The sequence below is a fragment of the Massilia sp. Root335 genome, assembly GCF_001425685.1.
GTDB lineage: Bacteria > Pseudomonadota > Gammaproteobacteria > Burkholderiales > Burkholderiaceae_D > Telluria > Telluria luteola.
In genome coordinates this window covers 300,477-321,019 of record NZ_LMCY01000026.1, presented here as the reverse complement: position 1 = coordinate 321,019, position 20,543 = coordinate 300,477, and the positions used below count along the sequence as shown (strand labels likewise).

Below are 20,543 nucleotides of genomic sequence, written 5' to 3'. Positions count from 1 at the left end.
GTGAAGTGAAAACCCGGGCCGCGCGGCCCGGGACGTCCGTGCGTCAGGCGAAGCGGCGGCTTTCGCCGCTGCCGAACAGATTGCTCGTGCAGCGGCCGCACAGGCCCGGATGGGCATGGTCGTGGCCCACGTCGCGGCGGTAGTGCCAGCAGCGCTCGCACTTGGCGGCGTCGGACGGCGTCACGGCGACGGCTTCCGCGTCCGCGTCACGCACCTGTTCGACGGCGGCCTGCGACGTGATGAACACGAACTTCAGGTCGTCGTCCAGGCTTGCCAGCGCGGCGTACTTGTCGCCGGCGGCCTTGATGGCCAGTTCCGCCTGCAGCGACGAGCCGATCGCGCCGGACGCGCGCACTTCTTCCAGCTGCTTGGTGACGTCGGCGCGGACGGCGCGCAGCAGCGCGTACTTGTCCAGCAGGGCGGCGGCGTCCGGGATCGCCGGGAATTGCCACAGCGTCTGCGTGAAGATCGTTTCGTCGCTGTCCTTGTAGGCCTGCTCGCCCGCGAACACGGCCCAGGCTTCCTCGGCGGTGAACGACAGGATCGGCGCCATGATGCGCAGCAGCGCGTGCGCGACGTGCCACAGCGCGGTCTGCGCGGAGCGGCGCGCGTGCGAGTTCACGCCGGTCGTGTACAGGCGGTCCTTGAGGATGTCGAGGTAGAAGCCGCCCAGGTCTTCCGAGCAGAAGTTCTGCAGGCGGGAGACGACCGGGTGGAATTCGTAGCGCTCGAAATGCCTGGCCACGTCGTCCTGCAGGCGCGCCGTCTCGGCCAGCGCGTAGCGGTCGATCTCGAGCAGCTCGGCCACCGGCACGGCGTTCGTGGCCGGGTCGAAGTCCGACGTGTTCGCGAGCAGGAAGCGCAGCGTGTTGCGGATGCGGCGATATGCCTCCGTCACGCGCTTCAGGATTTCTTCGCTGATCGCCAGCTCGCCCGTGTAATCGGTCGACGCGACCCACAGGCGCAGGATGTCGGCGCCCAGCGTGTCGGAGATTTTTTGCGGCGCCAGCGTGTTGCCCAGCGACTTCGACATCTTCTTGCCATGCTCGTCGACCGTGAAGCCGTGCGTCAGCAGCGCCTTGTACGGCGGGCGGCCGTTCAGCATCGACGACGTCAGCAGCGACGAGTGGAACCAGCCGCGGTGCTGGTCCGAACCTTCCAGGTACAGGTCGGCCGGGAAGTGCGACTGCTGCGCGTGCGAGCCGCGCAGCACGGTCTGGTGCGTCGTGCCGGAGTCGAACCACACGTCCAGCGTGTCGCGGTTCTTTTCGTACAGCGACGCGTCATCGCCCAGCAGGTCGCGCGGGTCGAGCTTGTGCCAGGCGTCGATGCCGCCCTGTTCGATCAGTTTGGCCACCTGTTCCAGCAGTTCCGGCGTGCGCGGGTGCAGGTCGCCCGTTTCCTTGTGCAGGAAGAAGGCCATCGGGACGCCCCACTGGCGCTGGCGCGACAGGGTCCAGTCCGGACGGTTGGCGATCATGCCCTGCAGGCGCGCCTGGCCCCAGTCGGGGAAGAACTGCGTGTCGGCGATGCCGGCCAGCGCGGATTCGCGCAGGGTCGGGCCGCCGTCCTTCGGCGTGACGTCCATGCCGGCGAACCACTGCGACGTTGCGCGGTAGACGATCGGCGTCTTGTGGCGCCAGCAGTGCATGTAGCTGTGGTCGAACATCTTGAGTTCGAACAGCGCGCCCGCTTCGGTGAGCGCGTTGCAGATCGGCTTGGACGCTTCCCAGATCGTCATGCCGCCGAACAGCGGCAGCGTGCTCGCAAAGCGGCCGTCGCCCATCACGGGTTTCAGGATCTCGTCGTCCTTCATGCCGTGCGCCTTGCACGACTGGAAGTCTTCCAGGCCGTAGGCCGGTGCCGAGTGGACGACGCCGGTGCCGCTGTCGGTGGTCACGTAGTCGGCCAGGTAGACGGGCGACGTGCGGTCGTAGAACGGATCGGCCGCGTGCAGCGGGTGCTTGAAGCGGATGCCGGCGAGCTGCTCGCCGGTCGCCGTCGCGACGATGTCGCCTTCGAGCTTGTAGCGCTGCAGGACGGCTTCGGCCAGGTCCTGCGCGACGATCAGCAGCACCGGCTTGCCGTTGCGCTCGGCCCTGACCAATGCGTACGTCACTTCCGGATGCACGTTCAACGCCTGGTTCGACGGGATGGTCCACGGCGTCGTCGTCCAGATCACGATGAAGCCGTCGCCGGCGGGCAGCTTGTCGAGGCCGAACGCCTGCGCCAGCTTCTCCGGTTCCGCGAACGGGAAGCCGACGTCGATCGCCGGGTCGCGCTTGTCCTGGTATTCGACTTCCGCTTCGGCCAGCGCCGAGCCGCAGTCGAAGCACCAGTTCACGGGCTTCAGGCCGCGGTAGACATAACCCTTGTCGAGCATCGTGCCGAGGGCGCGCAGTTCGTCGGCCTCGTTACTGAAGTTCATGGTCAGGTACGGATTATCCCACTCGCCCAGCACACCCAGGCGGATGAAGCCGGTGCGCTGGCGGTCGACCTGTTCGAGCGCATAGGCGCGCGCCTTTTGCAACACCTCGGCCGTCGGTAGGTTCTTGCCGTACAGTTTTTCGATCTGGATCTCGATCGGCATGCCGTGGCAGTCCCAGCCCGGCACATAGGGCGCGTCGTAGCCGGCCATGGTGCGCGATTTCACGACCATGTCCTTGAGGATCTTATTGACGGAGTGGCCCAGGTGGATGTCGCCGTTCGCGTACGGCGGACCGTCGTGCAGGATGAATTTCGGCCGGCCGGCGGCCGCCTTGCGGATGCGCTGGTAGAGCTTCTTGTCCTGCCACTGCTTGACCCAGCCCGGTTCGCGCTTGGCGAGGTCGCCGCGCATCGGGAAGGGGGTGTCGGTCATGTTGACCGGGTATTTGCTCTCCGGCTTCTTATTGCCTTGTTGGCCTGCTTTTTGGCCCTGCTTGGTATCGGACATGGTGGTTTCTAAAGTGGACTGCTGTTGTTCGTGATGACGGGACGGCGCGCGGCCGTCGGGACAGGCGGGCGGTAAGACCGCCGACGTCCCGGTCAAATTCGGTCGGTGGCCGTGAGGGCGCCGGCGCGTCGGGCGAACCAGGCGCGCGCCTGCTCGGCGTCGCGCTCGATGGCGGCCGTGAGCGTCGGCAGGTCGATGTATTTTTCCTCGTCGCGCAGCTTGGTGAGGAATTCCACGCGCACGAGCTTGCCGTAGCACGGCGTGTTCCAGTCGAACACGTGGACTTCCAGCAGCATGCGGCCCGCGTCCTCGACGGTCGGACGGACGCCCAGGCTGGCGACGGCCGGCAGCGGCCGATCGGCCAGGCCATGCACCTGCACGACGAAGATGCCGGCCAGCGCGGGACGGTGGGCGACGCGCAGGTTCAAGGTGGGAAAGCCCAGCGTGCGGCCCAGTTTCTGGCCATGGATCACGTGGCCGGACATCGAATACGGGTGGCCGAGCAGGGCGCGGGTGGCGTCGAAATCGCCGGCCGCGAGCGCCGCGCGCACGGCCGAGGACGAGATGCGGGTGGAGTCGTGCAGCACGGCCGGCAGGCTGTGCACTTCGAAGCCATAATGCTTGCCGGCCTCGGCCAGCAGGGCGACGTTGCCGGCGCGGCGGGCGCCATAGCAGAAGTCGTCGCCGACCATCAGCCATTTCACGTGCAGGCCGTCGACGAGCACGCGTTGCGTGAATTCATCCGGCGACATCGACGCGAAATGCTCGTTGAAGTGTTCGACGATGACGCGGTCGACACCGGCATTTTCCAGCGATTCGAGCTTGTCGCGCAGGTTGGCGATGCGCGCCGGGGCCTTGGACATATCGCCGCTGCGGCCGGCGAAATATTCGCGCGGATGGGGCTCGAACGTCATCACGGCGGCTTCCAGTCCGAGCTTGCGGGCGCTCGCGGTCACGTGGGACAACAGCGCTTGATGGCCGCGGTGGACACCGTCGAAGTTGCCGATCGTGAGTGCGCAAGGCGCGCGTGCCCTGTCGTTGGGAAGTCCGCGAAATACCTTCATTGGATGGTTCGTGCTTCTAGGCGAAATACCAGATTATACGGCAAAGGTCATGTTGCACAGCGCAATGCCTTGGTTGGTAGGGTGGGCACCGGTGCCCACGCGTAACGTTTGCATCACGCTGGCGTTCTCGCGGGCAGAGTGGTGTCCGCCCTGGAGACCACAAGAAAAAAGCGCAGCCGGCATGGAGCGGGCTGCGCTTTGTCGGACCGCCCGCAGGCGGTCGTCATGCAGGGAGCACGGTGGCTCAGCCGGAGATCGGCTTGTTGATCGCCATGATGAAGTAACGGGCCAGGTCCGCGGCGCCATCGGTACCGCCGACGGCCTTGAACGTGTTGATGGCCTGCTGCTTCTTGCCGGCGACGGCATACGCTTCGCCCAGGTGCAGCTTGACGTCTTCCGGATGCTTCAGGTCCTTGGCCTTGGAAGCCTCGATCAGCATCTTCAGGCCCTTGTCGGCCTGGCCCGACTGGACCAGTGCGTAACCGAGCGCGGCCAGGCCGTCGTTGTCGCCGTCCTTGATCAGCTGCGCTTCGGTGGCGGCCAGGGTCTTGTTCTGGTCGGCCAGGGTCTTCTCGGCCAGGTCCTTCAGGCGCTGGTGACGGGCGGCGTCCGGACCGGTGCCCAGTGCGCCTGCCTTGTAGCCTTTGTCGATGACCTTGAGCGCTTCGGCCGGCGCGCCGGCCTGCAGCACGAGCTGGGCCATTTCCATGAACTCGCTCGGCTTCTTCATCAGGTTGTTGGCCAGCTTCAGACGGTAGACGTCCACGGCCAGGCGGCCCGAGAAGCCCGGCTTGCCCTGCACGCGGTTCAGCAGGTCGGTCCAGTACCGGGCATTCGGATAGTTGGCCGCCAGCTTCTCGATGGTGTTGACGTAGCCGGCCTTGTCGTTCTTCTTGAGCTGGATGTTGGCCAGCATGCCCAACTGGTCTTCGCTCAGGCGGCCGCTTTTCTCGGCCGTGCGCAGTTCGTTTTCCAGTGCCTGGATATTGCCCTGCTTGTAATAGTTCTGCATCAGGTAGGCGCGCAGCTTGGGATCGTCGTGCTCCTTCAGCTGGCGTTCGATGGCGGCGTTTGCCTTGCCCAGGTCGCCGGCACGCATGTAGATGCCGATCAGGCCTTCCGAGAACTGGGCTTTTTCAGTGGCCGACAGCTTGCCCGAACCGATCAGGTATTCGAAGGCCTTGGCGGCGGTGTCGTAATCGCCGGCAGCCGACGCGGCACCGGCACGGGTGCGTTCGATCAGGTACGTTTCGTTTGCCGACTTGCCGCCGACCTTGTCGAGCTCGCGCAGCTTGGCCAGGGCTTCCTTGTTTCTGCCCGACTTCATCATCTGCTGGGCTTCCTGCAGGGGCTTGCCGATTTCTGGACGAAGGACTTCGGCCGCGTAGGCGGGAGCCAGGCCAACGACCGGAGCTGCGGCGGTGAATCCGAGTGCGGCCAGAACGAGGCCGAGGTGTGCGAGGCGGAATTTGGACATTAGCGAAATTCTTTCATTCAAAATAGACACGGCAGGGAAACCCTGCCGTGTTCATTATAGCCAAAGCGATTTACTGGAACTGTTCGTTACCGACCATACCGATCTTGGTCACGCCAAGACGCTGGGCCGATGCCATCACGCCAGCGACAACCTTGTACTCGACCAGCTTGTTCGGACGGAGGTGCACTTCCGGCTGATCAGCCTGGGCTGCCACATTGGCCAGCTTTGCTTCGAGGGTGGCACGATCCGGGACCGGGGTGTTATCCCAGAGGATCGTACCGTCGAAGTCCACGTCGATCGTGATCACTACCGGTTCCTTGGTCGGCGGCGGCGGATTGCCAACCGGCATGTTCAAGTTGACCGAATGGTTTTGTTTTGGAATGGTAATGATCATCATGATGATCAGCACCAGCATGACGTCGATCAGCGGCGTCATGTTCATTTCCATCATCGGTTCCGGATCTGCCGATTTAGCACCGGACGAACCAACGTTCATACCCATGGTGTTTCCTTTCAAATCTTGGGAACCAGCGCGATAACGGCGGAGCCGCGAGGCTCGCCGCTATCACGCTGGCGGGTTGTGTCCTGAAGGATCAGCCCTTATCAGGCGGTTCGGTGATGAAACCGACCTTCTGAATCCCGGCACGCTGGGCCGTGTAGAGCACCTTGCCGATGGCTTCGTAGCGGGTTTCTTGGTCGCCACGGATTTTCACTTCCGGCTGCGGCACTTTCACCGATTCTTTGGCCAGGAATTCGAACAGTTCGTCGGTGTTGTTCAGGTGCCGCTGGTTCCAGTACATCTCGCCATCTTTGTTGACGACGATGTTCACGTCTTCCGGCGTGGTCTTGGCAGCCTGGTTGGTCTCGACTGGCAGCTTAATCTTCTGCAGGTGGAGGACAACCGGGCTGGTGATCAGGAAGATGATCAGAAGAACCAGCATCACGTCCACGAGGGGCGTGGTGTTGATCTCTGACATCACTGCATCTTCATCTCCGCTATCGGAGCCAACACTCATGCTCATGGTTTAGCCAACCTTTTTAGCGGCAGCGCCGGCGGCACGTGCAGCTTCCGAAGTGTGCATCGCGCCCGAGATCAGGACCGAGTGCACGTCAGCGCCGAACGAGCGGACGTCTTCCATTGCCGACTTGTTGCGACGGACCAGCCAGTTGTAGCCCAGAACGGCCGGAACTGCGACGAACAGACCGAAGGCGGTCATGATCAGTGCTTCACCCACCGGACCTGCGACCTTGTCGATCGATGCGTTACCGGTCATACCGATGTTGGTCAGTGCGTTGTAGATACCCCAGACGGTACCGAACAGACCGATGAACGGTGCGGTCGAGCCGACGGTTGCCAGGAACGACAGGCCATCTTGCAGACGCGACTGGACTTTGTCCACGGCGCGCTGGATCTGCATGGTCACCCAGGTCGACAGGTCGATCTGCTCGAGCAGGGCGCCGTCGTGGTGCTGGGTTGCCTTGGTGCCGGTTTCAGCGATGAAGCGGAACGGCGAGCCGTCGGTCAGTTGCGACGAACCAGCGGCGATCGACGGTGCTTTCCAGAACTTCTGGTTGGTTTCCTTCGACTGCTTGAAGATCTTCATCTGGTCGATCAGCTTGGTGATCATGATGTACCAGGAACCCATCGACATGATGGCCAGGATGATCAGGGTGCCGCGCGAGACGACGCCGCCTTCCCAGACAGCCGAGATACCGAACGGGTTCTCGACTTCTTCTTTCTTGGCTTCGCCGCCAGCTGCCGGAGCCGGAGCCGCTGCCGGAGCAGCAGCATCCGCTGCCGGTGCTGCTGCGTCAGCCGCCGGTGCCGCTGCCGGGGCGCTCGCTGCCGCCGAAGCCGGAGCGTCGGCGAAGGCCGGAGCGGACACCAGTGCCGATGCCGCAGTGACCGAGAACAGGAGAGCCGCTACGGTAGCGGACAAACGGGTATTCTTAAACATGCTTCCTCCAAAAATTTAAAATGAACAGTTCGCTGAACTTAATGACAACGAAAATCATGCGTTGAGACGATACGCTGCCTCTGGTTATTCCAGCGTCCAGACGTACTGTACCGGCTGCCAGGACTCGATGGCCTGGCCGTTCTCAGTCGCCGGTTTAAACCGGCACTTGCCCAGTGCCACCTGAGCAGCCTTATCCAGGTCGCGGAAGCCGCTGGACTTCGTGACCTTGGAATCCTTCACGCCGCCATCCGAACCAATCAGGAACGAGATCGTCGACACACCCGTTTCTTCGTTACGCAGCGACGATTTCGGATACTCCGGCTTCGAGCACGTATTGAAGTCCGCGACTGCCGGGGTCCGGGCCGGACCGGCCGGCTTGGCGACCGGAGCCGGAGGTGCCGGCGGCGCCTTGATGATTTCCGTCGTCGCCGGTTTCGTCTGGGTCGCGTTAGCGATCACATTCTGCTGCGGCGGCGGGGTTTGTACTTGCACTTCCACCGGCGGGATGAACGGCGGAGGCGGCGCCTTCATTTCCGGCGGCGGCGGCGGGGGCGGCGTCTCCGGAGGTGGCGGCGGTTTTACGTCTTCAATGATCTTGGTCTCCACTGCCTCGGCCATCTTGCTGACCATTCGTTTGCCGAGACCAGTCACGATCCCGTAAGCAACGATCAGGTGCAAGACGATGACAATGGCGATACCAGTCAAATTCTTCCCGGGGTTCTTCTCATGCGAAAAATTCATCCTGCTTTCTCCAATACCAACCTTTTTTTGTTGCTACTAAACCCACAAAACACGACAAAAAGCTAAGAGCCGCATCCGGGACATCGGCGAATTATACCTACGAATTCTTTTTTGCACATACATTTTTACACCCTCAAAGAGAGGCTATTTGTCTGTGAAAACAGGCAAAGAAAGTGATCAAGAAAGTACCGGCGCAGGCATGCCGATGGAGGTGGAAGTTAGTTGTTTTGCAATGTCGAGTGGACCCCTTTCGTAATGTGTGGAAGATAAGGCCGCGAACGCCGGAATGCCGAATTTTCGATGCCGATTTTGCAGCTCAGCAAATTTCATAAGAAAGCATCATGGCGTTTCTGCCAACTATATCGAAATTCCATGCGCGAGGGCGTACTGTTGAAACGGTTTTCCCCCTAGATCAGAGGGCTCGGCCATAACAAGATCTTATGTGGTTACAGGCGATTGATATGGCTCACTAACCACGTCCAAGGTTAGTTGAACTACATCACAAGGGGAGAAGGGTGTCAACAGGATGGAAGAAAAAATGCCCGCGCCGAGTAGCGCGGGCCGGGATGTCAGTAACGTGCGCGCTTCTCGCGACGGCACTCCAGGCTGCTGACGACGCGCCCGGATGGGTCAACGGTCTCGAGGCGTACATCGAAGCCCCACAGACGTGCAACGTGCTTCAGAACCTCATGGGCCTGCTGGTTCAGCGGGCGGCGCTGGAACTGGCTATGACGCAGCGTCAGCGCCCGGTCGTCCCGCGTATTGACCTGCCAGACCTGGATGTTCGGCTCGCGGTTGCCGATATTATATTGATCGGCCAGTTGCTGGCGAACGTAACGGTATCCGGCTTCGTCGTGGATGGCTGAAATCGTCAGCTTGTCGCTGCGGTCGTCGTCCAGCACGGCGAAGAAGTGGAATTCCCGGATCAGCTTGGGCGACAGGTACTGGGCGATGAAGCTCTCATCCTTGAAATTGCGCATGGCAAAATCGAGCGTTTTGAGCCAGTCGCTGCCCGCGATGTCGGGGAACCAGGCGCGGTCCTCGTCCGTCGGCTCTTCGCAGATCCGCTTGATGTCCGTCATCATCGCGAAACCGAGCGCATACGGATTAATGCCGTTGTAATAGGGGCTCGTGGCCGGCGGCTGGTAGACGACGTTCGTATGGCTCTGCAGGAATTCCAGCATGAAGCCGTCGCCGACGATCCCTTCCTTATAGAGCTCCTGCAGGATCGTGTAGTGCCAGAAGGTCGCCCAGCCTTCGTTCATGACCTGGGTCTGGCGCTGCGGATAGAAATATTGCGAGATCTTGCGCGTGATCCGTACGAGTTCGCGCTGCCACGGTTCGAGCAGGGGTGCGTACTTCTCTATAAAGTAGAGCAGGTTTTCCTCGGGCTCGAGCGGGAAGCGCGGCGGCGGCTGGTCGCGGATCTGTTCCTCGCGCCGCGGCAGGGTACGCCACAGCTCGTTGACCTGCGACTGCATGTACTCCTCGCGCTCCTTCTGGCGCGCCGCTTCCTGTGCCACCGACAACTTGGCGGGCCGCTTGTAGCGGTCGACGCCGTAGTTCTGGATCGCATGGCAGGAATCGAGCAGCTCTTCGACGGCGTCGATGCCGTGGCGCTGTTCGCACTCGGCAATATAGTTCTTCGCGAAGACCATATAGTCGACGATGGCGTCGGCATCGGTCCAGGTCCGGAACAGATAATTGCCCTTGAAGAAGGAATTATGGCCATAGGCCGCGTGGGCAATCACGAGGGCCTGCATCGTCAGGCTGTTTTCCTCCATCAGGTAGGCGATGCAGGGATTCGAGTTGATGACGATTTCATAGGCGAGGCCCATCTGGCCCCGCTTATAGCTCTTTTCCGTCGTCAGGAAATGCTTGCCGAACGACCAGTGGTTGTACGAGACGGGCATGCCGACGGACGTGTACGCGTCCATCATTTGCTCGGCCGTGATGATTTCGAGCTGGTTGGGGTAGGTATCCAGGCCGAACTTCCTGGCCACCCGGCGGATTTCCTCGTGCGCCTGTTCGATCAGGTCGAACGTCCACTCGGACTGCTCGGGCAGGGCGCGCGGGTTGTTGGGATCTCTTGGCATGAGCGGGCCTCGCTACTTTGGCTGCTTCTTGAACAATTCGCGGAACACCGGATAGATGTCGGCCGGCGTCACGATCTTCTGCATGGCGAAGTTCTGGTGCGTGGCCGCCACCTCCGCGTACTGCTCCCACAGGTTCTGGGGCGGTCCGTCGGTGATCTCGACATACGTGTAATACTGGACCCTGGGCATGATCGCGCTGCTCAGGATCTGCCTGCACAGCACGGAATCGTTGTCCCAGTTGTCGCCGTCCGAGGCCTGAGCGACATAGCTGTTCCAGTCGCCGCTGCTGTAGCGCTCGCTGATGACCTTGTTCAGCAGGTGCAGCGCGGACGACACGACGGTGCCGCCCGACTCGCGCGAGTGGAAGAACTCGTTTTCGTCGACCTCGGCCGCCGCCGTGTGGTGGCGGATGAAGACGACGTCGATCCGTTCGTAGACCCGCTTGAGGAACAGGTACAGCAGGATGAAGAAACGCTTGGCGGTGTCCTTGCGGCTTTCGTCCATCGATCCCGACACGTCCATGATGCAGAACATGACGGCCGCCGTCGACGGCTTCGGGATCTTGATCCGGTTGCTGTAGCGCAAGTCGATTGGATCGATGAACGGAATTGCCAGCAGGCGCGTATGAAGGTGATGGATCTTGTGCTTGAGCTCGATCACCTGCGGGTCGTCGTCTTCCACACCCTGTTCCTGCAGTTCGCGCAACTGGTGTTCGAGGGCCGTCAGCTGCTTGCGGGACGGACCGCCCACCGCGATGCGCCGGCCGAGCGCGCCGCGCAGGGAGCGCAGCACGTGGATGTTCGACGGCGTGCCGGAAATGTTGTAGCCGGCGCGCTGGTTCTTGTATTCGACGACCTGGGTGAGCTGCGTCTTCACCATGTTCGGCAGCTCGAGGTCTTCGAAGAAATAGTTCATGAATTCTTCGCGGCTGAGCTCGAAGATGAAATCGTCTTCGGTCGTCTGCTCGCTGTTGCCGGCCTTGCCACGTCCGGCGCCGCCGCCACCGCTGCGGGGACGGTTGATCGTGTCGCCTTTCTGGTATTCCGTATTGCCGGGGTTGACGGTCTCCCAGACGCCGCCATGGGCGTGTCCGAAATGCGGTTCGCTCACGTCCTTGACGGGAATCGAAACCTTTTCGCCATTTTCGACGTCGGTGATCGAGCGACCCTTGATCGCCCGGCCCACCGCATCCTTGATTTGCGCCTTATAGCGACGCAAGAATCGTTCGCGGTTGACCGCAGACTTGTTCTTGCTTTGCAAGCGTCGGTCGATGAGGTAAGTCAAAACAGGCCTCCTGCTGAAAGTCGCGGCGGGCCGGATTCCTTCCCGGTCCCTGTATATTAACGCGCCGCGTCGTAACGTGGTTGGCGTCGCGGATTTCGGTGGCCGGCCTTGTCAGTCTGCCACCGCTCCTGCCGGCGGGCGCTCCGGCGCCCGCCCCACGCTCCTGGTTTTGCGATGGCCTTTTACGAGGACTTCCTGACACGCAGATACCATTCGCACAGCAAACGGACCTGCTTGGGCGTATAGCCTTTCTCGACCATACGGGCAACGAAGTCGGCGTGCTTGGTGGCATCTTCGGCACTGGCCTTCGCGTTGAACGAAATTACCGGCAGCAATTCCTCGGTATTCGAGAACATCTTCTTCTCGATCACCGAACGGAACTTCTCATAGCTGGTCCACGCAGGATTCTTGCCGCCGTTCGTCGCCCGGGCGCGCAGCGCGAAGTTGACGATTTCGTTGCGGAAATCCTTCGGGTTCGAGATGCCGGCCGGCTTCTCGATCTTCTCGAGCTCGGCGTTCAGCGTCTCGCGGTCGAAGCTTTCGCCCGTGTCCGGATCGCGGAATTCCTGGTCCTGGATCCAGAAGTCGGCAAACGTGACGTAGCGGTCGAAGATGTTCTGGCCGTACTCGGAATAGCTTTCCAGGTAGGCCGTCTGGATCTCCTTGCCGATGAAGTCGACGTAGCGGTTCGCCAGGTGTTCCTTGATGTACGACATGTAGCGCTGCTCGGTCTCGCCCGGGAACTGCTCGCGCTCGATCTGCTGCTCCAGCACGTACAGCAGGTGCACGGGGTTCGCCGCCACTTCGGTGTTGTCGAAGTTGAAGACCTTGGACAGGATCTTGAAGGCGAAGCGGGTCGACAGGCCGTTCATGCCTTCGTCCACGCCGGCATAGTCGACGTATTCGTGCAGCGACTTGGCCTTCGGATCGGTGTCCTTGAGGTTTTCGCCGTCGTACACGAGCATCTTCGAATAGACGCTCGAGTTCTCCGGATCCTTCAGGCGCGACAGGATCGCGAACTGGGCCATCATGCGCAGCGTGCCCGGCGCGCAGGGCGCCTTGTCGAGCGAGGAATTGCGCAGCAGCTTGTCGTAGATCTTGACCTCGTCCGACACCCGCAGGCAGTAAGGCACCTTGACGATATAGATACGGTCGAGGAATGCCTCGTTGTTGCGGTTGTTGCGGAAGGTCTTCCACTCCGATTCGTTCGAGTGCGCCAGGATGATGCCTTCGAACGGGATCGCGCCGAAGCCCTCGGTGCCCTTGTAATTGCCTTCCTGCGTTGCCGTCAGCAGCGGGTGCAGCACTTTGATGGGCGCCTTGAACATCTCGACGAATTCCATCAGGCCCTGGTTCGCCAGGCACAGGCCGCCGGAATAGCTGTAGGCGTCCGGGTCGTCCTGCGCGTAGTCCTCGAGCTTGCGGATGTCGACCTTGCCGACCAGCGAAGAGATGTCCTGGTTGTTTTCGTCGCCCGGCTCCGTCTTCGAGATCGCGATCTGCTTGAGGATCGACGGATAGCGTTTGACGACGCGGAACTTGTTGATGTCGCCGCCGTACTCGTGCAGCCGCTTGACGGCCCACGGGCTCGGGATCGCGCGCAGGAAACGGCGCGGGATGCCGTAGTCTTCTTCAAGGATGGCGCCATCCTCTTCTTCGTTGAACAGGCCGAGCGGCGATTCGTTCACCGGCGAGCCTTTCAGCGCAAAGAACGGCACTTGCTCCATCAGGTGCTTGAGTTTTTCCGCGATGGACGATTTACCGCCGCCGACCGGCCCGAGCAGATAAAGAATCTGCTTGCGCTCTTCCAGGCCCTGGGCCGCGTGGCGGAAATAGGAAACGACCTGTTCGATCACTTCCTCCATGCCGTAGAACTCGCGGAAAGCGGGATAAACCTTGATGACCTTGTTGGCGAAGATGCGCGACAGGCGCGGGTCGAGGCGGGTGTCGACCAGGGTGGGTTCGCCGATTGCGGCCAGCATGCGCTCGGGAGCGCTGGCGTAAGTCAGGGGATCTTTTTTGCAAAGCTGAAGGTACTCAGACAGGGAGTATTCCTCTTCCCGGGTACGCTCGTAGCGGGCTGCGTAGTTATCAAAAATGGTCATGTGAATGTCCTCTAATGTGCTAACACTGAATCACTGTCCGGCGACCGATGAAGGTGGTCGCCCAAGCCCCGTTCCGGCAGATGGGACATTGAAAAACCCGACGGTTTTTCGAGGTCCCCAAGCGTTCTTGTTGGGGTCGCCGTCTGAATTTTGGAGGTCAGAAGATCTGACACAAAACGAAGGGCGATGTTCTTTTTTTCATCCGGTTTCACCGGGACCTCGTGGAGCCCGCTGGCGTGGATCCGCGCTGGTGGCGAGGTCCCTCGCCGGATTGTTAGCGCCCGCTGAGAGCGTCTTCTTACGCTTATGAAATTTATTATCTGCCTATTAGTTCTCGAAGTCAAAACAGTGTCGCGCACTTGTGCGTGGCCTTCCTAAGTCGTTGAAACGAATAAGGAAATAACCAATTTAAATAGGATTGTGAACCAGGTCTTTACACCAATTTGGTAATATCGACATGATTTCCAAACGGGACTTTTGATCCCGGCGGCTACAATCGTGTTTATTAATTGGTAAGTAAATAGTGCACTATCTTGCTAAGCAGTGGCGCACGCGTATGGCGCAGCGATATAGCCCGAATTCTCCAGTGAAATGAGAGGCTTGCAACCATGCGCTACACTGGCGCCCGAATCCATTCCATCGATCCATCGGAGAATCCATGCTGAACGACCAGCTGCGCCACATGTTGCAGGCGATGCCGAAAGCAGAATTGCACATCCACATCGAAGGCTCGCTCGAGCCCGAGCTGATTTTTGAGCTGGCGCAAAGGAATGGCGTGTCGCTCCCGTATGCATCCGTTGAAATGTTGCGACAAGCGTACGCTTTCACCGATCTACAGTCTTTCCTGGACATTTATTACGCTGGTGCAAGTGTTCTGTTGAAAGAGCAGGATTTCTACGACATGACGATGGCGTACCTGCGCCGCGCCGCCGCCGACAACGTCCGCCATGCCGAAATCTTCTTCGATCCGCAGACCCACACGGCGCGCGGCATACCGTTCAAGACCGTCATCGACGGCATCTGGCGCGCCTGCCAGGACGGCCCCATCAGTGCCACGCTGATCATGTGTTTCCTGCGCCACCTGTCCGAGGAAGAAGCCATTGCCACGCTGGAAGAAGCGCTGCCGTTCCGTGACAAGATCATCGGCGTCGGCCTCGATTCGTCCGAGGTCGGCCATCCGCCCGAGAAATTCGCGCGCGTGTTCGAGCGCGCCCGCAATCTCGGCCTGCACCTCGTCGCGCACGCCGGCGAGGAAGGGCCGCCGGCCTATATCGAAAGCGCGCTGGACGTGCTGAACGTCGACCGCATCGACCACGGCGTGCGCTGTCTCGAGGACCCGGTCCTGGTCGAGCGCCTGGCGCGCGAACAGGTGGCGCTGACCGTGTGTCCGCTGTCGAACCTGAAGCTGCGCGTGTTCGACGTGATGGGCGACAGCAACCTGCGCCGCCTGCTCGACGCGGGCCTCGCCGCCACCGTGAATTCGGACGACCCGGCCTATTTCGGCGGTTACGTCAACGCGAACTACCTTGCGGCGTTCGACGCGTTGCCGCTCGACGCCGGCCACGCGCGCCGCCTGGCCAGGAACAGTTTCAGCGCGGCCTTCCTCGAGCCCGAGCGCAAGCGCGCGTATCTGGCCGAAGTCGACGCGTTCTTCGCCGCGGCGCAGGCCGCATAACCCAGTAATCAGGCACGAGGACCGACGACGATGCTGATGCACTCCCTGCGCATGACCGCGCGCGACTGGCGCGCCGGCGAGTTGCGCTTCCTGCTGGTGGCGCTCGTCGTCGCGGTGGCGGCCCTGGCGGCGGTCGGCTTCTTCGTCGACCGCATGCGCGCGGGCCTGAACCGCGACGCCCGCCAGCTGCTCGGCGCCGACCTCCTCGTGAACGCCGACCAGCCGCTGCGCCAGGACTGGCGCGACGAGGCGACCCGGCGCGGCCTGCTGCTGGCCGACACGGTGACGTTTCCCAGCATGGCGCAGGCGGGACAGGGCGACGCGTCGCAGGCGCTGCTCGCCTCCGTGAAGGCCGTGTCGGCGGACTATCCGCTGCGCGGCGCGATGCGCGTCACGACGAGCCCGACCGACGCCAGCGAAGCCCTCGGCGACATCACGCACGACACGCCCGCCCCCGGCACGGTATGGGTCGACGTCAACCTGCTGCCGCCGCTGCGGGTGAAGGTCGGCTCGACGATCCAGCTGGGCGACAAGACGTTCAAAATTGCGCGCCTGATCGCATCGGAGCCCGACCGCGGCGCGTCGTTCGCCAACTTCGCGCCGCGCGTGATGCTGGCGCTCGCCGACCTCAAGGCGACGGGACTCGTGGACGCCTACGCGCGCGTCACGTACCGCATGCAGGTCGCGGCGAAATCGCCGAACGACCAGGCCGCGGTCGCGGATTACGAGCGCTGGCTGCGCGCCCGGATCGCGGAGGCCAACGTGCGCGGCGTGCGCATCGAGACGCTGGAAAACGGCCGGCCCGAGATGCGCTCGACGATCGACCGCGCCGAGCGTTTCCTGTCGCTCGTCGGCCTGTTGTCGGCGATGCTGGCCGCGGTGGCCGTCGCGATGGCCGCGCGCCGCTTCATGCAGCGCCACCTGGACGCCTGTGCCATGCTGCGCTGCCTCGGCATGACGCAGAGCGAGGTCGGGCTCCTGTTCCTCATCGAATTCGCCATCGTCGGCCTCGCGGGCAGCGTGCTCGGGGTGCTCGTCGGTTTCGGCGCCCACTTCGTGCTGCTCGAGATGGTCAAGAATCTCATTCCGGCCGAGTTGCCGCCCGTGTCGCTGCTGCCCGCGCTGCAGGGTGTCGCCACCGGCATGCTGCTGCTCGTGGGCTTCGCGCTGCCGCCCGTGCTCCAGCTGCGCAACGTGCCGCACAACCGCGTGATCCGGCGCGAACAGGCGGCGCCGAAGCCGCTCGCGCTGGCCACGTACGGCCTCGGCACGGCCGTCTTCGTCGGCCTGCTGCTGTGGCAGGCCGGCGACCTGCAGCTCGCGCTGCTCACTGCCGGCGGCTTCGTCGGCGCGTTCGGCCTGTTCGCGCTCGTCGGCTGGGGCGCGCTGCGCGGCCTGCGTCATCTGCGCGGCGTGTTCCGCCACCAGGCCTGGCGCTTCGCGATCACGTCGCTGCAGCGGCGGCCCGGCGCGACGGTCGTGCAGATCGTCGCGCTGTCGCTCGGCCTGATGGCGCTGCTCGTGCTGACCGTCGTGCGCGGCGATCTGATGTCCGCGTGGCGCATGGCCACGCCGCCCGATGCGCCGAACCGCTTCATCATCAATATCCAGCCCGACCAGCGCGACGGCGTCGCGCGCACGATCCGCGCTGCCGGGGTGCGCGACGTGACCTTGTATCCGATGATCCGCGGCCGCCTCGTCGCGGTGAACGGCAGCGCCGTCACGGCCGGCACGTACACGGACGAGCGCGCGAAAAGCCTCGCGGAGCGCGAGTTCAACCTCTCGAGCACGCGCGACCTGCCGGCGTCGAACGAGATCGCGGCGGGCCGCTGGTATCACGACGCGCCGGGCGTGGCCGAGGCGTCCGTCGAGCAGGGCCTCGCGCGCACGCTGCGCCTGAAGCTGGGCGACACGATGCGCTTCGACATGGGCGGCCAGATCGTCGAGGCCAGGATCACGAGCCTGCGCAAGCTGGAATGGGGATCGATGCGCGCCAACTTCTTCGTCATCATCAACCCGGCCGCGATGGAGAACGCGCCGACGACGTACATGACGGCGTTCCACATGCCGGCGCGCGGCATCGGCCTGGCCAACGCGCTGACGCGCGCGTGGCCGAATCTCACGGTCATCGACGTCAGCGGCATCATCCGCCAGTTGCAGGAGGTGCTCGACCAGGTCGTCGTCGCGGTGGAATTCCTGTTCCTGTTCACGCTCGCATCGGGTGTGCTCGTGCTGTACGCCGCGCTGATGGGATCGCAGGGCGAGCGTACGCGCGAAGCGGGCCTGCTGCGCGCGCTGGGCGCGACGCGCGGCCAGCTGGCGCAGGCGCAGCGCATCGAGTTCGTGCTGGTCGGCAGCCTGTCCGGCCTGCTGGCGGCGTCGGGCGCGGCGGCACTGGGCTGGGCGCTGGCCAGGTACCAGTTCAAGTTTCCGTGGACGTTCGATCCGCAGGTGTGGGTGGCGGGGCTGGTCGTGGGGATCGTGTGCGCGCTGGCGGGCGGCTGGTTCGGCCTGCGCAATGTGTTGCGGCAGCCGCCGCTACAAACCCTTCGTGAAGCGTGACGTCCTCCGTGGGCACGGGGTGCCCACCCTACGATGACCGGATCGCAGTAGGGTGGGCACCCTGTGCCCACCATCATCGCAAGACGTGTTGCATATCGCTGACCCGCGGCAAACCGCCTTCCCACGTGTTGCTTCCGCTGCGCTATCATGGATGGATGTCACAACCCCACGCACCCCAAGATTCCCAGGACGCGCAGGAGCAGCAGGAAGAGACCCGCACCCTGTACGAAGTCATCGGCGGCGAAACCCGCCTGCGCGAACTGGTCGACCGTTTCTACGACCTCATGCAACTGGAGCCGGATTTCGCCGGCATCCACGCGATGCACCCCGTCCCCAACGACAGTTCGCGCGACAAGCTGTTCATGTTCCTGTCCGGCTGGATGGGCGGGCCGAACCTCTTCATCGAGCGCTACGGCCATCCGATGCTGCGCGCGCGCCACCTGCCGTTCGCGATCGGCACGTCCGAGCGCGACCAGTGGCTGCGCTGCATGGCGATGGCGCTGGAAGATCTCGGCTACGACTACGATCTGCGCCTCAAGTTGATGCAATCGTTCTACCAGACGGCCGACTGGATGCGAAATCGGGCACACTGAGCGCGCGCACTGACATGTCGACTCTCGAATTCATCGTGCTCGCGCTGGCGCTGCTGGCCGTGCTCGGCCTGCAGGTCGTCCTCTTGAGCCGTGCGCGGCGCGGTGGCGACGAACGCCATGCCTTCGAACGCCTGGAGCGCGAGCTGCGCCAGGAACTGCAGACCAGCGCCCAGGCGACGCGCCAGGAACTGGCAGCGCATCTCGCGCAGAACCAGGCCGCCACCGTGCAGCAGCTGGACGGCATGCGCCAGCAGATCCAGTTGAATTCGCAGGGCGGCCGCGAAGAACAGGCGCGCGCGCTGAAGCGCTTTTCCGACACGCTGAACGGCGCGCTGGCGAACCTGACGGAGTCGAACGCACAGCGCATGCTGGAGGTGCGCGCGACGCTCGAGGCCAAGATCCGCGACCTGCAGAACGACAACGCGCAGCGCCTCGAAGAGATGCGCCAGACCGTCGACGAAAAGCTGCACGCGACGCTCGAGACACGCCTGACGGAATCGTTCCGCCAAGTGTCCGACCGCCTGGAAAAAGTGCACCAGGGCCTGGGCGAGATGCAGCAGCTGGCCGTGGGCGTGGGCGACCTGAAACGCGTGCTCGTCAACGTGAAGACGCGCGGCACGTGGGGCGAAGTACAGCTGGAGATGCTGCTCGAGCAGGTGCTGACCGTCGACCAGTACGCCAAGAACGTCGAGACGGTGCGGGGCTCGAACGCGCGCGTGGAATTCGCGATCAAGCTGCCGGGCTCAATCGACGGCGGCCCGCCGCTGTGGCTGCCCATCGACGCCAAGTTCCCGAAAGAGCAATACGAACGCCTGCTGGAAGCGGCCGAGCAGGGCGATGCCGACGGCGTCGCGCGCTCAGGCGCGGAGCTGGAACGCGCCGTGCGCGGCGAGGCGAAGACCATCTGCGACAAATACCTCGCGCCGCCGGCGACGACGGATTTCGCCATCCTGTTCCTGCCCACCGAGGGCCTGTACGCGGAAGTGATGCGCCGTCCGGGCCTCGCCGACGACCTGCAGCGCACCTTGCGCGTGACGATCGCGGGGCCGTCGACGTTGGCGGCGCTGCTCAGCAGCCTGCAGATGGGCTTCCGCACGCTGGCGCTGGAAAAGCGCTCGTCCGAAGTGTGGCAGGTGCTGGGCGCCGTGAAGACGGAGTTCGGCAAGTTCGGCGACGTGCTGGCGCAGACCAAGTTGACGCTGGAGCGCGCCGCCAAGAACATCGAGAATGCCGAGGTGCGCAGCCGCCAGATGGCGCGCAAGCTCAAGTCGGTGGAGGCGTTGCCGACCGAGGCGGCGCAGTTGATGTTGGGTGGGACCGCAACCGATACGGACGAATGAACGTTGCCGTTGGGTGGGCACCCCGTGCCCACGCGTACGCTTGACCGGCCTCCTGCTCGGTTGATGACCGCCGGCGTACGATCGCCGGATCATGACCTATTATCGTCGTGCCCGGACGGGCAATACATTCTTCTTCACACTCGTTTCCTTCCACCGGCGCCCCATCCTGTGTGATCCGGCGATCCGGCTGTCGTTACGGCGTGCGATCGATGATGTGCGAAAAACGCGTCCGTTCTCGATCGACGCCCGGGTATCGATGCCTGATCATCTGCACTGTATCTGGACTCTGCCCGATGGCGACTCCGATTTTTCCACGCGCTGGTCGCTGATCAAACGTTCCGTCTCGCGTTTTTCGCCGGATGCCGCGCTTAATCCAAATCTGCGTGGTGCGTCCGCACGCAAGCATCGCGAATCGACGATCTGGCAACGACGGTTTGGGAACATCTGATCCGTGACGACGTCGATTTCGAGCGGCATCTCGACTACATCCATTACAACCCGGTGCGGCATCGATACGTTGCGCGTGCGGTCGATTGGCCGTATTCCACGATCCATCGGTATGTGCGCGACGGCGTATATCCGGCCGATTGGGCAGGTGGGGCGGATCCGGCGTGGGGCGATTTTGAATAATGTAGAGTGGGCATTTGAGGCCGGGGGGCTTCAAATGAAACGAGCCCACACGAACGTCGGCATGACGCAAACGTCCCGCGTGG

General features: G+C 62.9%; 15 protein-coding genes. 5 read left to right on the top strand and 10 right to left on the bottom strand.

Annotated features, from left to right (window positions below):
• Nucleotides 1-43 precede the first annotated feature (43 nt).
• The 10 genes from ileS to ASC93_RS15420 form a co-directional block, all read right to left on the bottom strand.
• The gene (gene ileS, locus ASC93_RS15465) at nucleotides 44-2,935 is read right to left on the bottom strand and encodes an isoleucine--tRNA ligase (RefSeq protein WP_056443729.1); all 2,892 of its coding nucleotides are present in this window, start codon (nucleotides 2,933-2,935) and stop codon (nucleotides 44-46) included.
• A gap of 92 nt (nucleotides 2,936-3,027) precedes the next feature.
• A complete protein-coding gene (locus ASC93_RS15460; protein WP_056443727.1) occupies nucleotides 3,028-3,999 on the bottom strand; it encodes a bifunctional riboflavin kinase/FAD synthetase in 972 nt (323 codons plus the stop codon).
• 244 nt (nucleotides 4,000-4,243) lie between these two features.
• The gene (locus ASC93_RS15455; RefSeq protein ID WP_056443725.1) at nucleotides 4,244-5,476 is read right to left on the bottom strand and encodes a lipopolysaccharide assembly protein LapB; all 1,233 of its coding nucleotides are present in this window, start codon (nucleotides 5,474-5,476) and stop codon (nucleotides 4,244-4,246) included.
• 70 nt (nucleotides 5,477-5,546) lie between these two features.
• Nucleotides 5,547-5,978: a biopolymer transporter ExbD gene (locus ASC93_RS15450; RefSeq protein ID WP_200958343.1), complete on the bottom strand. Its 432-nt coding sequence runs from the start codon at nucleotides 5,976-5,978 to the stop codon at nucleotides 5,547-5,549.
• A 91-nt stretch (nucleotides 5,979-6,069) separates the two neighbouring features.
• Complete coding sequence (locus tag ASC93_RS15445; RefSeq protein ID WP_056443722.1) at nucleotides 6,070-6,498, bottom strand: biopolymer transporter ExbD; 429 nt, start codon at nucleotides 6,496-6,498, stop codon at nucleotides 6,070-6,072.
• A 3-nt stretch (nucleotides 6,499-6,501) separates the two neighbouring features.
• On the bottom strand, nucleotides 6,502-7,434 hold the full coding sequence (locus ASC93_RS15440; RefSeq protein ID WP_082548064.1) for a MotA/TolQ/ExbB proton channel family protein: 933 nt from the start codon (nucleotides 7,432-7,434) through the stop codon (nucleotides 6,502-6,504).
• Nucleotides 7,435-7,518: 84 nt separating this feature from the next.
• Complete coding sequence (locus ASC93_RS15435) at nucleotides 7,519-8,175, bottom strand: energy transducer TonB (protein WP_056443718.1); 657 nt, start codon at nucleotides 8,173-8,175, stop codon at nucleotides 7,519-7,521.
• 569 nt (nucleotides 8,176-8,744) lie between these two features.
• Complete coding sequence (locus ASC93_RS15430; RefSeq protein ID WP_056443715.1) at nucleotides 8,745-10,271, bottom strand: SpoVR family protein; 1,527 nt, start codon at nucleotides 10,269-10,271, stop codon at nucleotides 8,745-8,747.
• 12 nt (nucleotides 10,272-10,283) lie between these two features.
• Entirely contained in the window at nucleotides 10,284-11,555 is a 1,272-nt protein-coding gene (locus tag ASC93_RS15425; RefSeq protein ID WP_056443712.1) for a YeaH/YhbH family protein, read from the bottom strand.
• Nucleotides 11,556-11,737: 182 nt separating this feature from the next.
• Entirely contained in the window at nucleotides 11,738-13,660 is a 1,923-nt protein-coding gene (locus tag ASC93_RS15420; protein WP_056443711.1) for a PrkA family serine protein kinase, read from the bottom strand.
• A gap of 658 nt (nucleotides 13,661-14,318) precedes the next feature.
• On the opposite strand from ASC93_RS15420, the gene ASC93_RS15415 reads away from it, so the two are divergent.
• From ASC93_RS15415 to ASC93_RS29965, 5 genes are all read left to right on the top strand, one after another.
• Nucleotides 14,319-15,335: an adenosine deaminase gene (locus ASC93_RS15415; protein WP_056443709.1), complete on the top strand. Its 1,017-nt coding sequence runs from the start codon at nucleotides 14,319-14,321 to the stop codon at nucleotides 15,333-15,335.
• 30 nt (nucleotides 15,336-15,365) lie between these two features.
• A complete protein-coding gene (locus tag ASC93_RS15410) occupies nucleotides 15,366-17,897 on the top strand; it encodes an ABC transporter permease (RefSeq protein ID WP_056443707.1) in 2,532 nt (843 codons plus the stop codon).
• 155 nt (nucleotides 17,898-18,052) lie between these two features.
• Nucleotides 18,053-18,490 (top strand): group II truncated hemoglobin, encoded by a 438-nt coding sequence (locus ASC93_RS15405; protein ID WP_056443704.1) that lies wholly within the window; start codon nucleotides 18,053-18,055, stop codon nucleotides 18,488-18,490.
• A 14-nt stretch (nucleotides 18,491-18,504) separates the two neighbouring features.
• The gene (locus tag ASC93_RS15400; RefSeq protein WP_056443701.1) at nucleotides 18,505-19,830 is read left to right on the top strand and encodes a DNA recombination protein RmuC; all 1,326 of its coding nucleotides are present in this window, start codon (nucleotides 18,505-18,507) and stop codon (nucleotides 19,828-19,830) included.
• 91 nt (nucleotides 19,831-19,921) lie between these two features.
• Entirely contained in the window at nucleotides 19,922-20,278 is a 357-nt protein-coding gene (locus ASC93_RS29965; RefSeq protein ID WP_229412742.1) for a transposase, read from the top strand.
• Nucleotides 20,279-20,543: the final 265 nt, after the last annotated feature.